The sequence below is a fragment of the Mycolicibacterium alvei genome, assembly GCF_010727325.1.
Taxonomy (GTDB): Bacteria; Actinomycetota; Actinomycetes; order Mycobacteriales; family Mycobacteriaceae; genus Mycobacterium; species Mycobacterium alvei.
The window spans coordinates 505,243-519,900 of sequence record NZ_AP022565.1 but is presented as its reverse complement, the minus strand read 5'-3'; the positions used below and the strand labels follow the sequence as shown (position 1 = coordinate 519,900).

Below are 14,658 nucleotides of genomic sequence, written 5' to 3'. Positions count from 1 at the left end.
TCCAGTCGTCCTGCGTTTGCCGGAGCGTAACAGCGCAGACCTGCACCGGCACTTCCTCGGCGAACCGGCCTAGTCGGACTCCGGCTCGTCGTCAGTGCCTCCCGCGACGAGTTCGGCCCGGCCGGCCGCAGTCAATTTCTTGTACGTACCTGTATCGGTATCCAGGTACCAGCAGTTACGCCGGCCGGATTTCGGGACACCCGCCGCCCGCAACGGCGCGATCAGCGGACGGTAGGACGCACCGAGCTCCATGTCGGCCACCACGTGGACGACGTCGGGCGCGTTACCCGCGGCCAGATCGTCCAGGGCGAGCGACAGCTCAGCCACCGGGACACTCCCGCCGGGACGCAGCGCCAGCGCCGTCACCGCCAACTGCCGGCCCGCCTCCTCCACGCCGTAGGTCACCGACATGTCGACCGCGTCCAGGCGTCCGACCGCATCGTTGACACTCGCCGCGAACACCGGGCCCCGTTCGGTCCGGATCACCGCACCGCGGTTGTCGACCTGCCAGTAGTCACCGTCCTCGTCGCGACGGAACAGGAACTCGGTGGACACCCAGGTGTCAGCCGGCGCGAACACACCACGCTTGACCACGGCTGTCGGATCGACCGGGCCGCGCGGGTGCGCCAGCAGCACACCCACCTCGTTGGCCTCGGCCTTGCGCACGAAACCCTGCTCGTCTTCCAGGATCAGGTCGTCGTCGGCGTCGTAGGCGGCGAGTTCGACGGTGCCGCCGCCGGGCAGCGGGCGCCCCTTGCTGCCGATCTTGGCTCCGGCCACGTTGGCCAACACGGCCTGTCCGTCGGTGGTGGCGAAGAACTCCACGACTTGGGCCGGCTCGAACACGTCGACGACGCGCTTCCACAATCCAGCGGGCATACCCGAGCCGATGAACAAGCGGACCGGGTGACTGCCGGTGAGCGAGAACGACGGATCGTCGATGACCTCACGCAGCATGGCCCAGGTGTAGGAGACGACGGTGACGCCGTACTGCCGGATCTCCTGCAGGAACCGGTCAGGTTGCAGACCGCGGGACAGCGCGATGCGCGAGCCGCCGACCACGGCGCCACCCAAGCTGACCAGCAGCCCCGACTGGTGATGCAGCGGGGTCAGGCAGTAGACCGTGTCACCGCGGCCGAGGTTGGCCGCGGACGCGGTGCCGAACGCCGACAGCGCCCATCGGAAATTGGTGATCTGGCGGGCCACCCGCTCACCACCGACCTCGCTGAAGGCGACGAATGCCAGGTCGCGGGCCAGGCCCGGGTTGGGTCGGTACCAGCCGGGCAGTTCGACGACGTCGGGGTCGATCTTCTCCATGTCGATGACGTCCGCGTCCTCGGGGACATCGAGGTCGCGGCTCTCGCCGCCGCCGAGAACCAGCACCCGCATGTCGAGCTTGCGTGCCATCTCGAGATGGCTCGGGTCGGCGATGATCTCGGCCACGCCACCGAGTCGGGCGGCTTCGGCCACATCGACCTCGGGCAGCAGCACCGCCACCGCCCCCAGCCGGGACAGCGCCGCGATCGCCACCAGCGCACTGGGCCGGGTATCCATCAGGACTCCGACCCGGGCACCTTGGCGCACGCCGACATCGATCAGACCGTTGACCACGTTGTTGATCCGGCGGTCGACCGCCTCATAGGTGTGCACGCGACCGTCGAACAGCAGTGCCTCACCGTTGGGAAGGCTGTGTGCCTGCTCGCTCATGATCCGACCGAGCGAGATCCGGGTGTGATCGTTGACCTGACCCAACCGGGCCAGACGCGGCAACGTCCGGGCGGTCTCGATGACCAGCGTGCGTGCATTCTTATTCGCCGAGGCCAACGCCTCGGCGGCCGAGCGCGCCACGCCGAACACCATCTCGGTGGCCGCCGTCGCACCATGGGTGACCCGCGCCGTCAACGACACCCCGCCCTCCGGGTGATCGTCCGGCTGCAACCCCATCGGGACCACACCCTCGGGCATCTGTTCGCCGGCAAGCCATTTCACCCACTGCGCCACCGTCGGCCAGGTCTGGCTGGAGGCCTTGGAGCCCACGACCAAACCGAAATGTCCGGCCCTGATCATGTATTCGTAAACATCCGCATCGGGTGCGGCCCGCTTGATCCCCCGGACCGCGGCGGGCTGGCCGATATCATCGACCTCGCCGACCACCGCGAGGATCGGGCAGTCGATGTCGGACAGCGTGACCAGGTCGCCGTGGACGGAGAAGCCGCCCGTCATCATCCGGTTGTGGGCGATGAACTGCTTGAGCAGTTCGGCGATCGCCGGCCCGGACCACGCGATCCAGCCGTCCGAGGACAGGAATCGCCGCTGCTGTTCGCGCGGCAGCAGGGCCTCGCGGTCGTGCAGCTGCCGCAGGAACTCCAGCCGCGACTGGGTGGTTTTGATCGGATCGAGCATCTGAAAACCGGTGCGGGCCAACCACCCCGGGATGTCGATTCGGCTGAACACGTGATCGGCCATGAAATCCGCCGCGCCGGCGGCCAAGCCCGCCGGCAGGTTCATCGGCAGCGCGGCCAGGGTGTCCACCGGGGCGCCGAAGGCGATGATGCTGGCCAGGTCCTTGGACCGTCGATACGCCGCGGCCTGGTAGGCGAACATCCCGCCCTGCGAGTAGCCGGCCAGATGCACGTCGCGGCCGGTGGTCTCCTTGACGATGTCGATGGCTTCCGACAACGCCACCACGTGATCGGCGAGGTTGCGCTGCATTCCGCCTTCGATCTTGTCCGGCGAACCGAAGTCGATCACCCAGGGGTCGATACCCGCGGCGTGCAGAATGCCGACCGCACCGTCGTCGCGCGTCACATCCCACATGTCGGCCGACATCATCATCGGATGCACCATCAGCACCGGCGGGCGCGGATTCTGGGCGCCGGGGCGGACGTCGGGCGGGAAGTACCGCCGCAGCCGGTACATCGGCACGTTCTGGATGATCTGGAAGGGCGACGGGACCGCTCCGGTCTCCAAGCCCCCGTAGCGCAGCACCTCCAGACCATTCTGGGCGGTTGCCAGCAACCGCTCGACCGGTTTGGTCACTGCCGAGAAATCCACCAGCTCGCTCCCCACACCACAACTCGCCCCGACCCCGATTGACGTGGTCATCATGGCACAGCAGCAACCGATTCCTTGTGTGATCGCCTGCGGCCCTGTGGTGGCCCCATGCGGTGCCGGTCCCGGAGTCGCCGAACGATAGGGTCGGCGGCGATGGCACACCTGCTCGGGGGCGAAACCCTGCATCTGGAGTACCCCGCCGGGGTGGTGTTCGACTCGGTCACCGTCGGCGTCAGCGAAGGCGACCGAATCGGCATCGTCGGCCGCAACGGCGACGGCAAATCCAGCCTGCTGGCCATGCTGGCCGGCCGACTCGAACCCGATTCCGGACGGGTCACCGTGCGCGGCGGCGTTCGGGTCGGCGTACTCGATCAGGCCGACACCCTCGACGACGCCGATACGGTCGGCCACGCCGTGGTCGGTGACGTCCCCGAACACGAATGGGCCGGCGACCCCCGCGGGCGCGATGTCATCGCGGGCCTGCTCGATGACCTGCCCTGGGACGCCGAACTCAGAACCCTGTCGGGTGGACAGCGGCGCCGGGTCGCCTTGGCCAGGCTGCTCGCCGGCGATCACGACGTCCTGGCGCTGGACGAGCCGACCAACCACCTCGACGTGGAAGCGATCACCTGGCTCGCCGAGCACCTCAAGAAGCGCTGGTCCGCGTCTTCCGGTGGGCTGCTGGTGGTGACGCACGACCGCTGGTTCCTCGACGAGGTCTGCACGACCACGTGGGAAGTGCACGACCGCATCGTCGAACCGTTCGACGGCGGTTACGCCGCCTACATCCTGCAACGGGTGGAACGCGACCGACAGGCGGCCACGATCGAGGCGCGTCGTCAGAACCTGGCCCGCAAGGAACTGGCCTGGCTGCGCCGTGGCGCTCCGGCCCGCACCTCCAAACCGAAGTTCCGCATCGACGCGGCCAACGCCCTGATCGCCGACGTGCCGGAGATCCGGGACAAGGTCGCACTGCAATCCCTGGCGGTGTCACGGCTGGGCAAGCAGGTCGTCGACCTGCTCGACGTGTCGGTGAGCTACGGCGACCGAGAAGTGCTGCACCAGGTCGAGTGGCGGGTCGCCCCGGGCGAGCGCACCGGGATCCTCGGCGTCAACGGCGCCGGAAAATCGACGCTGCTCGGCCTTATCGACGGGTCGGTGCAGCCGACTTCGGGACGGGTCAAACACGGCAAGACGCTGCAGGTCGCGACCCTCACCCAGACCGTGGACGAGCTTGAGCCCCACCTCGCCGATCCGGTGCGGACGGTACTAACCAACCTGCGCACGACCTATGTGTTCGGCAGCGGGTCGAAGGCCCAGGAACTCACCCCCGGGCAGCTGCTGGAACGTCTCGGCTTCTCCAGTGCCCAGTTGTCGACACCGGTCAAGGACCTCTCCGGCGGACAACAACGTCGCCTGCAACTGCTGCTGATCCTGCTGGCACAGCCCAACGTGCTGATCCTCGACGAGCCGACCAACGACCTGGACACCGACATGCTCTCCGCCATGGAGGATCTGCTCGATTCGTGGCCCGGCACGCTGATCGTGGTGAGCCACGACCGGTATTTCCTGGAGCGGGTCACCGACCAGCAGTACGGGATCCTCGGCGGACGGCTGCGGCATCTGCCGGGCGGGGTGGACGAGTACCTACGGTTGCGGGCCGCCCACGCGTCGGCCACCGGCGCGGCGCAGGCACCGACCCTCGGTACCGGACCGGACGAGCTGTCCGGCGCCGAGCTGCGGGCAGCGCAGAAGGAGGTGTCCGCTCTGGAACGCAGGCTGGAGAAACTGCAGGAACAGATCGACCGGTCCCGGACGGCGATGGCAGACCACGACCAGTCCGATTTCGAGGGACTCGCGGTCAAGGTGGCCGCCATCCGCGCGCTGGAGGACGAAGTCACCGAAGTCGAGGAACGCTGGTTCGAACTCGGCGAGCAGATCGGCTGAGGACGCAGCCGGATTCGTCGCCGTCCGAACTTCGCGAATCAGTCACCGGGAAGTGTCGACAAGTTCCACCTCATCGGAGTTAGCTGGCATACGTCACTGCTTTACCGATTGTGGAGGGCGACCACCGTCACCATGAACAACGGCATGCAAGATCTGATGATCTGGGGACCGTAGGCGTCTGCAGCATGTCGATATGGGGCCGGTTCACCGTATCTCGGTGAATCAGCGCAACCGGGCCCGCAACTCGGCCGCCGATTCGCGGACCACACCGAGCTGTTTGGCGACCTGGACCGGTGCGGTACCGCCACGCGCGCTGCGCGCGTTGACCGAACCCTCCACGGTAAGAACCTCGCGCACCTGGGCGGTCAGCGCCGGGTTGATCGCGGCGAACTCGTCGTCGGTGAGCTCGTCGAGTCCGACGCCGCGGCCCTCCGCGACCCGCACGGCCTCCCCCGCCGCCTCATGGGCGACCCGGAACGGAACCCCTTGGCGGACCAGCCATTCGGCGATATCGGTGGCCAGTGTGTACCCGGCGGGTGCCAGCGCAGCCATCCGGGCCTCGTCGAACGTCAGCGTGCCGACCAGTCCGGCCATCGCCGGCAGCAGCAGCTCGAGCTGCGCGACCGAGTCGAAGACCGGTTCCTTGTCCTCCTGCAGATCCCGGTTGTAGGCCAGGGGCTGCGCCTTGAGCGTGGCCAGCAGACCGGTGAGGTTGCCGATCAGCCGCCCGGACTTACCGCGGGCCAACTCGGCGATGTCCGGGTTCTTCTTCTGCGGCATGATCGAGCTGCCGGTCGACCACGAGTCGTGCAGCGTGACGTAGCCGAATTCGGTGGTGCTCCACAGGATGATGTCCTCGGCGAGCCTGGACAGATCCACCCCGATCTGGGCGAAGACGAACGCCGCCTCGGCAGCGAAATCCCGCGCCGCGGTGGCATCGACGGAATTGTCTGCCGCCGAAGCGAATCCGAGATCCTCGGCGATCGCGTCGGGATCCAGCCCGAGCGAGGAGCCGGCCAGCGCCCCCGAGCCGTAGGGTGAGACCGCGGTGCGGTCGTCGAAATCGGCGAGCCGGTCGACGTTGCGCAACAGCGGATGAGCGTGCGCCAGCAGATGGTGCGCGAGCAGGATCGGCTGGGCGGCCTGTAGGTGGGTCTTGCCGGGCATGATCGCCGTCGGATGCGCCGCGGCCTGCACCGCCAGCGCGTTGACCACCTCCAGTACGCCGTCGGCGACGCGGCGCACGGCGTCGCGCAGCCACATCCGGAACAGTGTGGCCACCTGATCGTTGCGGGAGCGTCCGGCCCGCAGCCGGCCGCCGAGGTCCGGCCCGACCCGGTCGATCAGGCCGCGCTCCAGCGCACCGTGCACATCCTCGTCGGTGACCAGCGGCTCGAAACTGCCGTCGGCGACATCGGAACCGAGGCTGTCCAGGCCGGCGAGCAACCCGTCACGCTGCTCGTCGGTGAGCAGGCCGGCCCGGTGCAGCACCCTGGTATGGGCCTTGGACGCCGTGACGTCGTACGGCGCGAGCACCCAGTCGAAATGCGTGGACTTGCTCAGTGCGGCAAGAGCCGCCGAGGGTCCGTCGGCGAACCGGCCACCCCACAGCGATCCCTCGTTGGTGGTTCCGTCGTTGGTGCTCATGTCACTTACAGGCCCAGGTCGCGCTTGGCCGAGATCTTCGAGCTCAGACCGTGCAACTGCACGAAGCCCTTGGCCGCGCTCTGGTCGAAGCTGTCGCCCTCGTCGTAGGTGGCCAGGTTGAAGTCGTACAGCGACTCACCCGAGCGGCGGCCGTTGACGATGACGCTCCCGGCGTGCAGAACCAGCCGGATGTCACCGGAGACGTGCTGCTGCGTGTGCTCGACGAACGCCTCCAGCGACCGCTTCAGCGGGCTGAACCACAGGCCGTCGTAGGTGAGCTCGCCCCACTTCTGGTCGACGCCGCGCTTGTACCGGCCCAGCTCACGCTCCAGCGTCACGTGCTCCAGCTCGGTGTGCGCGGTGATCAGCACCATCGCTCCCGGCGCCTCGTAGATCTCACGACTCTTGATGCCGACCAACCGGTCCTCGACCACGTCGAGCCGGCCCACGCCCTGGGCACCGGCCCGGGTGTTGAGCTCCTGGATGATCTGCAATACGGACATCGGGCGTCCATCTATTGCCACCGGGCGTCCCTTGTCGAAGCTGATGATCAGCTCGTCGGGGGCGTTGAAGTTGACCGTCGGATCCTGGGTGTAGTCGTAGACATCCTTGGTCGGGGCGTTCCACAGGTCCTCGAGGAACCCGGTCTCCACCGCGCGGCCCCACACGTTCTGGTCGATCGAGAACGGCGAGCGCTTGGTGACGTTGATCGGGATCGCGTTCTCCTCGGCGAACGCGATCGCCTTCTCCCGGGTCCAGGCGTAGTCGCGAACCGGTGCGATGACGTCCAGTTCGGGTGCCAGCGAGGCGAATCCGACCTCGAAGCGCACCTGGTCGTTGCCCTTGCCGGTGCAGCCGTGCGCGACGACGGTGCCGCCGTGCGCACGCGCCGCGTCCACCAGATGCTTGACGATCAGCGGGCGGCTGATGGCCGACACCAGCGGGTAGCGGTCCATGTAGAGCGCGTTCGCCTTGATGGTCGGCAGGCAGTATTCGTCGGCGAACTCGTCACGGGCGTCGACTACGACAGCCTCGACCGCACCGCAGTCCAGGGCGCGCTGCCGGATGACCTCCATGTCCTCACCGCCCTGGCCGAGATCGATGGCGACGGCGACGACCTCTTGACCGGTCTCCTTACCGATCCAGCTGATCGCGACGGAGGTGTCCAGACCTCCGGAGTACGCCAGGATGACGCGTTCGGACATGAGCAATCTCCTTGTTTTGAGCTCTACTTCAAGTTCTCGATGGTGTCGGCAAGTTCGGCCCCGGTCATCGGTGCGCGCGCCACCATCAGGATGGTGTCGTCACCTGCGATGGTGCCGACCACATACGGCAGGGCGGCGCGATCGATCGCGCTGGCCAGGTAATGCGCCGCCCCGGGCGGGGTGCGCAGCACGGCAAGGTTAGCGCTGGCGTCGGTCGATACCAGCAGCTCCCCCAACAAGCGGGTCAACCGTTCGGTACCGCCGGACACACCCCGCACCGGGCTGCCGTCCTCGGGCACCACATACACGCCGACGCCGCCGTCGGCGCCGCGCAGTTTCACCGCACCGAGTTCCTCCAGGTCCCGCGACAGCGTGGCCTGGGTGACCTCGATGCCCTCCTGTCCCAGCAGGGCGGCCAGTTCGGTCTGGCTGCTCACCTGCCTGGCCGACAGGAGGGCAATGATGCGGGCCTGACGGCCGACGCGGGTCGGTGCACTCACGTCAGGCTCGCTCCAGGAGCCACACCAGCATGGCCTTCTGCGCGTGCAGGCGGTTCTCGGCCTCGTCGAACACCGCGCTCTGCGGCCCGTCGATCACCTCATCGGTGATCTCATAACCGCGATGCGCCGGAAGACAGTGCAGCACAATGGCTTCCGGGTTGGCACGGTTGAGAAGCTCGGCATTGACCTGGAACGGACGGAACGGCCGCACCCGGTCGAGCCCGTCGTTCTCCTGGCCCATCGACGTCCAGGTGTCGGTGACGAGCACGTCGGCCCCGTCGGCCCCGGCCTGTGCATCGTCGGTCAGGGTGACGGTCGCCCCGGTCTCGGCGGCACGGCGCTTGGCCGCGTCGACGAAGTGGGGGTCGGGTTCGAAACCGGCGGGAGCGGCGATCGTGACATCGATGCCCGCGGTGACCCCGCCCAGCATCAACGAGTGCGCCATGTTGTTGGCACCGTCACCCAGATACGTCATGCGCAGGCCCTTGAGCTCCCCGCGGCGCTCTGCCAGCGTCTGCAGATCGGCCAGCACCTGGCAGGGGTGGAATTCGTCGGACAGCGCATTGACGATCGGGACGGAGGCACCACTTGCCATGGCCGTCAGCCGCTCCTGGGCGAAAGTCCGCCACACGATCGCGTCGACGTAGCGGGACAGCACCGCCCCGGTGTCCTCGAGGGTCTCCTCGCGGCCCAGCTGGGTGCTGCGGCCGTCGACCACCACGGCATGCCCGCCGAGCTGGGCGATGCCCATCTCGAACGAGAACCGGGTGCGGGTCGAGTTCTTCTCGAAGATCACCGCGACACCGCGCGGGCCTTCGAGCGGGCGGCGCGAGAACGGCGCCTTCTTCAGTTCGGCGGCCAGGGCGAGGACCTCGGCCTGCTCATCGGGCGACAGATCGTCGTCGCGCAGAAAATGCCGGATCATGAACTGGCCTCCACAGCAGTATCGAGGACGGCGGGCAGAGCGGACAGGAATGTCTCGATCTGGCCTTCGGTGATGATCAGCGGGGGCGCCAGGCGGACCACGTCGGCGGCCGCGGCGTTGACCAGGAAGCCGGCGTCGCGGGCCGCGGTTTCGACGGCCTTGGCGCTCGGCGCGGTCAGCACCACGCCCTGCAACAGACCCTTGCCGCGCACGTGATCGACCAGTGGATGGCCCAGCTCCTCGATGCCGTGGCTCAGGGTCTTGCCGAGCACCCCGGCCCGGGCGATCAGGTCCCCATCAGTCAGCGCCTTGAGTACACCCAGCGCCGCGGCGGTGCACACCGGGTTGCCGCCGAAGGTGCTGCCGTGCAGGCCCGGCGTGAGCAGATCACCGGTCGGCCCGATGGCCAGGCAGGCCCCGATCGGCAGTCCGCCGCCCAGGCCCTTGGCCAGGGTCACCACGTCGGGCGTGATGCCGTCGTGCTGATGGGCATAGAACGCGCCGGTACGCCCGACGCCGGTCTGCACCTCGTCCAGGACCAGGAGTGCGCCGTTCTTCGTGGTGATATCGCGGGCGGCAGCCAGGTATCCGGCGGGTGGGACGACGACGCCGCCCTCCCCCATGATCGGTTCCAGGAACACCGCGGCGGTCGTGTCATCGACCGCCGCCGCCAAGGCGTCGGCATCCCCGTACGGAACGTGGGTGACGTTGCCCGGCAACGGCTCGAACGGCGCCTGCTTGGCGGGCTGCCCGGTCAGCGCCAGCGAACCCATCGTGCGTCCGTGGAATGCGCCTTGGGCGGCAACGACATTCGTCTTGCCGGTGAGCCGGGTGATCTTGAAGGCCACCTCATTGGCCTCGGTGCCCGAGTTGCAGAAGAACACCCGCGCCTGGGTTCCCAGGTGTCCCACCAGGGCTTCGGCCAGCGCGATCCCCGGCTCGGTGGCGTACAGGTTGGATGTGTGGCCCAGCGTGTTGAGCTGGGTGGTGACGGCCTCGATGACCGCAGGATGGCGGTGCCCCAGCAGGTTGACCGCGATCCCGCCGAGCAGGTCCAGGTAGGGCTTGCCCTCGGTGTCGGTCACCACGACGCCGTCACCGCTGGCCAGTGCCAACGGCGGGGTGCCGTAGTTGTTCATCATCACCGCTTCCCAGCGGTCCTGCAGGGTCACTTGGCCACCACCTTGGTTCCGGTTCCTTCATCGGTGAAAAGCTCGACGAGCACACAGTGTTCGACGCGGCCGTCGATCACGTGCGCACTCGGCACGCCGCCGGCCACCGCCCGCAGGCAGGCCTCGATCTTGGGCACCATGCCGGATTCGAGTGAGGGCAGCAGCTGCGTCAGGGTCGCGGTGTCGATCTCGCTGACCAGCGAGGCGCGGTCGGGCCAATCGGTGTAGAGCCCCTCCACATCGGTGAGCATGACCAGCTTCTCGGCGCCCAGCGCGTCGGCCAGTGCCGCGGCCGCGGTGTCGGCGTTGATGTTGTGGACCACGCCGTCGATATCCGGACCGATCGTGGAGACCACCGGAATCCGGCCCGCGGCAATGAGATCCAACAGCGATTCGGCGTTGACGTGTTCGACGTCACCGACCAGCCCGATGTCGGTGGCCACCCCGTCCACGGTGACGCTGCGCCGCACCGCGGTGAACAGGTGCGCATCCTCACCGGTGAGACCCACCGCGTACGGGCCGTGGGCGTTGATCAGGTTGACCAGTTCCCGGCCCACCTGACCGAACAGCACCATCCGCGCCACATCGAGGACCTCGGGTGTGGTCACCCGGAAGCCGCCCTTGAAATCACCTGGGATGCCGAGCTTCTTGAGCATCGCGCTGATCTGCGGCCCACCCCCGTGCACCACGACGGGATGGATGCCGCAGTTGCGCAGGAACACCATGTCGGCGGCGAAGGCCGCCTTGAGGGTGTCGTCGGTCATGGCGTTGCCGCCGTACTTGACGACGACAATCTTGCCGTGCAGTTGCTTGAGCCACGGCAGCGCCGAGGCGAGCACCTCGGCCTTGACGCTGCGCTCGATCTGACTCATGAGCTGTAGGCCGAATTCTCTTCGACATAAGCATGCGACAGGTCCGTGGTCCTGATCGAAGCAGTGTGGCCTCCCACGGCCAGGTCGATCACCACGGCCACGTCCTCCCCGGACAGGTCGACATCACGGGCACCCGGCGCGCTGGCCCCGTCGATGCACACCGGAGAACCGTTGAACGACACGCTGATCCGTTCCGGGTCCAGGTTCACCGGGGCGATGCCGACGGCGGCCAGCACCCGGCCCCAGTTCGGGTCAGAGCCGAACAGCGCGGTCTTGACCAGGCTGTCGCGGGCGATGACGCGGGCCGCAACGAGTGCGTCGTCCTCGGTCTCGGCGCCGACGACGGTGATGACGACGCGCTTGGTGACACCTTCGGCATCGGCCTGCAGCTGCGCGCACAGGTCGTCACAGACCCGCAGCACGGCCTCGTTGAGATCGTCCTGGCTCGGCGTGATTTCGCTGGCACCCGAGGCGAGCAGCAGCACGGTGTCGTTGGTCGAGCAGCTACCGTCGACGTCGAGCCGGTCGAAGGTCAGGGCCGCGGCCCGCTTGAGCGCGGTGTCCAGCGCGGCAGCATCCGCGACAGCGTCGGTGGTCAGCACCACGAGCATGGTGGCCAGCGAGGGTGCCAGCATGCCGGCACCCTTGGCCATCCCACCCAGGGTCCAGTTCTCCCCCGACTCCACCGCATGGTGCAGCGCAACCTGTTTCGGCACGGTGTCGGTGGTCATGATGGCCCGCGCGGCGGCCTCGCCTCCGGTCAGGCCGCCGGCGATGTCGTGCACGATCTCGGTGACGCCGGCCAGCACCTTGTCCATCGGCAACCGGTCGCCGATCAGGCCCGTCGAGCACACCGCGACCTCGATGGCACCGGTCTCGGTCCCCCAGTCGCTCAGTGCGTCGGCCACGGCCTCGGCGGTGGCGTGGGCGTCCTGGAAACCCAGCGGGCCGGTGCACGCGTTGGCACCGCCCGAGTTCAGGACCACCGCGCGCAGCCTGCCGGTGGTCAGCACCTGCTGCGACCACTGCACGGGCGCGGCCTTGATCTTGTTGCGGGTGAACGCCCCCGCCGCGGCGTAGTCCGGCCCCTCGTTGAATACCAGGGCCAGGTCCGGTTTGCCGGACGCCTTGATACCGGCGGTGATTCCGGCGGCCCGGAAACCGGCCGGCGCGGTGACACCCTGCGTGCGGACCAACTTGGTTGCCTCGGTCACGGTGCCACTCCCACGATCGAAAGTCCTTCGGTTTCGGGCCAGCCCAGCGCCAGGTTCATCGATTGCACTGCAGCACCGCCGGTGCCCTTGGTGAGGTTGTCGATGGCTGCGATCGCCACCAGGGTCTGCGCTTCTTCATCTACCGCGACCGCCACCTGTGCAGCATTGCTGCCGATCACCGATCCGGTCTTGGGCAGCTGCCCCTCGGGCAGAAGATGAATGAACGGCTCTGCGTCGTAAGCCTTTTCGTACGCGGTGCGAATCTCGGATTCCGACGCCTCGGTCCGGGCGGTGCAGGTGGCCAGGATGCCCCGGGAGGTGGGGATCAGCACCGGGGTGAATGAGACGGTGACGTTCTTGTCGGTCACCGACCGCAGGCCCTGTGCGATCTCGGGGGTGTGCCGGTGCTTACCGGCGATGTTGTAGGCCCGTGCCGAGCCGATCACCTCGGAGCCCAGCAGGTCCACCTTGGCGGACTTGCCCGCGCCGGAGGTGCCGCTGACGGCGACGACCGTGACCGCCGGCTCGACGAGGTCGGCGGCAACGGCGGGCAGCAGCGCCAGCAGTGCGGCGGTCGGATAACAGCCCGGCACCGCGATGCGCTTCGTGTCCTTCAACCGGTCGCGGGCACCCGGCAGCTCGGGCAGCCCGTAGGGCCAGCTGCCGGCGTGCACCGATCCGTAGAACTTCTCCCAGTCGGCGGCGTTGGTCAGCCGGAAGTCCGCGCCACAGTCGATGATCAGGGTGTCGGGGCCCAGCTGTTCGGCCAGTGCCGCGGAATGACCGTGCGGCAACCCGAGGAACACCACGTCGTGCCCAGCCAGCACCTCGGCGGTGGTGGCCTCCAGGACACGCGAGGACAGCGGCAGCAGGTGCGGGTGATGCTCGGCCATCGTGGTCCCGGCACTGGAGGCTGCGGTCAATGCCCCGATGGTCAACCGGCCGTCAGCATAGGCCGGGTGTCCGAGCAGCAATCGCAGGATCTCTCCGCCGGCGTAGCCGCTGGCGCCGGCCACCGCTATCGAAGTCATACCGCAATTCTGCATTGTTATGCATGTAGATGCAAATTAATTCCCTAGGGTCGTCATGCCCCGGCTATAGCATCATGCACGCCGACCCCAAGGAGACGACATGCGTTCCAACTGCGCCCTGTACGTGGATGTGGGCTACCTACTAGCGGCCGCCGCCACGCGCGTCACCGGTACATCCCTGCGCAACGGCATCCATGTCGAGTTCGGGCCGATGGTCGCAGCTCTGATCAAGCAGGCACAGGAAATTTCGGGGTTGCCCGCGCTCCGGGTGCACTGGTACGACTCGGCCAAGAACGGCGTTCCGGACAGGCAGCAGGAACGCATCGGCGAGCTACCCCGGGTAAAACTACGTCTCGGCCGATTCGGCGTCGACGGCCAGCAGAAGGGCGTCGACCTCCGAATCGGCCTCGACCTGGTGGCGCACGCCCGCAGCGGGACAGCCGACGTGTTCTTCGTCGTCTCCGGCGACGACGATCTGACCGAGGCGGTGGAGGAAGCACAGGCCCACGGCGTGCAGGTCGTCCTACTGGCGGTGCCGAACGCGGACGGCAGACCGCACGCCGTCAGCCGGCACCTGCTGCGTGCGGCCGACGATTTGGCGACGCTGTGCTCGTCGACCATCGATACCAACGTCATCAGGGTCGAGACACCGCCGGCCAGGTCCGCGCAGGTGGCCACAGCAACGCCGTCAACGGGGACGCATGCTCCGTCGCCCGGTGACCTGGCCGCGCGGCGTCCTGCCGCGCTACCGGCCAGACCGGCACCGGCCCGAGAGCCGTTGTCCGTGGCGGTCTACAGCAGCTCAACCGGCGGCCAGTCGCACAGCATGGCCGATTACCACGACGAGCCGGACGACCGGCAGATCGACCGCGTCATCGCCAACGTGATCGAGTCGTTCCGAAACAGCGCAAGCGATGAGGCCCTCGGCGCGTTGGCCGACGGACGGCCGTCGATTCCACAAGACATCGACAAGGCCCTGCTACTGGACCTGTCCGACGCCCTCGGAAGCTACGAGCTCAATGACCCGGTCCGGGTCCGGCTGCGCAGTCGGTTCTGGCAGAAATATGACGAGCTTCCCGGGTAGGTCGGGG

At 67.9% G+C, this 14,658-nt stretch carries 11 protein-coding genes; 2 read left to right on the top strand and 9 right to left on the bottom strand.

Annotated features, from left to right (window positions below; genetic code table 11):
- Window positions 1–69: 69 nt before the first annotated feature.
- Window positions 70–3,054, bottom strand: coding sequence for an acyl-CoA synthetase (locus tag G6N44_RS02400; protein WP_163660813.1), 2,985 nt, complete (start codon window positions 3,052–3,054; stop codon window positions 70–72).
- A gap of 153 nt (window positions 3,055–3,207) precedes the next feature.
- On the opposite strand from G6N44_RS02400, the gene G6N44_RS02395 reads away from it, so the two are divergent.
- Window positions 3,208–5,001 (top strand): ABC-F family ATP-binding cassette domain-containing protein, encoded by a 1,794-nt coding sequence (locus G6N44_RS02395; protein ID WP_163660811.1) that lies wholly within the window; start codon window positions 3,208–3,210, stop codon window positions 4,999–5,001.
- Window positions 5,002–5,223: 222 nt separating this feature from the next.
- Here the strand turns inward: G6N44_RS02395 and argH are convergent, their stop codons facing one another.
- Genes argH through argC form a run of 8 tightly spaced genes read right to left on the bottom strand, consistent with a single transcriptional unit; the run spans window position 5,224 to window position 13,567 of the window.
- Window positions 5,224–6,648, bottom strand: coding sequence for an argininosuccinate lyase (gene argH, locus G6N44_RS02390; protein ID WP_163660809.1), 1,425 nt, complete (start codon window positions 6,646–6,648; stop codon window positions 5,224–5,226).
- A gap of 5 nt (window positions 6,649–6,653) precedes the next feature.
- Window positions 6,654–7,853, bottom strand: a complete 1,200-nt coding sequence (locus G6N44_RS02385; protein ID WP_163660807.1) for an argininosuccinate synthase — start codon at window positions 7,851–7,853, stop codon at window positions 6,654–6,656.
- Window positions 7,854–7,876: 23 nt separating this feature from the next.
- Window positions 7,877–8,353 (bottom strand): arginine repressor, encoded by a 477-nt coding sequence (locus tag G6N44_RS02380; RefSeq protein WP_163660805.1) that lies wholly within the window; start codon window positions 8,351–8,353, stop codon window positions 7,877–7,879.
- Between the two features lies 1 nt (window position 8,354).
- On the bottom strand, window positions 8,355–9,278 hold the full coding sequence (argF, locus tag G6N44_RS02375) for an ornithine carbamoyltransferase (RefSeq protein WP_163660803.1): 924 nt from the start codon (window positions 9,276–9,278) through the stop codon (window positions 8,355–8,357).
- Window positions 9,275–10,450 carry an acetylornithine transaminase gene (locus G6N44_RS02370; RefSeq protein WP_163660801.1) on the bottom strand — a complete coding sequence of 392 codons (1,176 nt, stop codon included), beginning with the start codon at window positions 10,448–10,450 and terminating at the stop codon, window positions 9,275–9,277. Before G6N44_RS02370 ends, argF begins: the two co-directional genes overlap by 4 nt.
- On the bottom strand, window positions 10,447–11,322 hold the full coding sequence (argB, locus tag G6N44_RS02365) for an acetylglutamate kinase (protein WP_163660799.1): 876 nt from the start codon (window positions 11,320–11,322) through the stop codon (window positions 10,447–10,449). The genes G6N44_RS02370 and argB overlap by 4 nt, the downstream gene beginning before the upstream one ends.
- Window positions 11,319–12,536, bottom strand: a complete 1,218-nt coding sequence (argJ, locus tag G6N44_RS02360) for a bifunctional glutamate N-acetyltransferase/amino-acid acetyltransferase ArgJ (protein ID WP_163660797.1) — start codon at window positions 12,534–12,536, stop codon at window positions 11,319–11,321. The genes argB and argJ overlap by 4 nt, the downstream gene beginning before the upstream one ends.
- A complete protein-coding gene (argC, locus tag G6N44_RS02355) occupies window positions 12,533–13,567 on the bottom strand; it encodes an N-acetyl-gamma-glutamyl-phosphate reductase (protein WP_163660795.1) in 1,035 nt (344 codons plus the stop codon). The genes argJ and argC overlap by 4 nt, the downstream gene beginning before the upstream one ends.
- A 100-nt stretch (window positions 13,568–13,667) precedes the next feature.
- Here argC and G6N44_RS02350 point away from each other — a divergent pair, with 100 nt between their 5' ends.
- Window positions 13,668–14,651, top strand: coding sequence for an NYN domain-containing protein (locus G6N44_RS02350; protein ID WP_163660793.1), 984 nt, complete (start codon window positions 13,668–13,670; stop codon window positions 14,649–14,651).
- The last annotated feature ends 7 nt before the right edge of the window (window positions 14,652–14,658 follow it).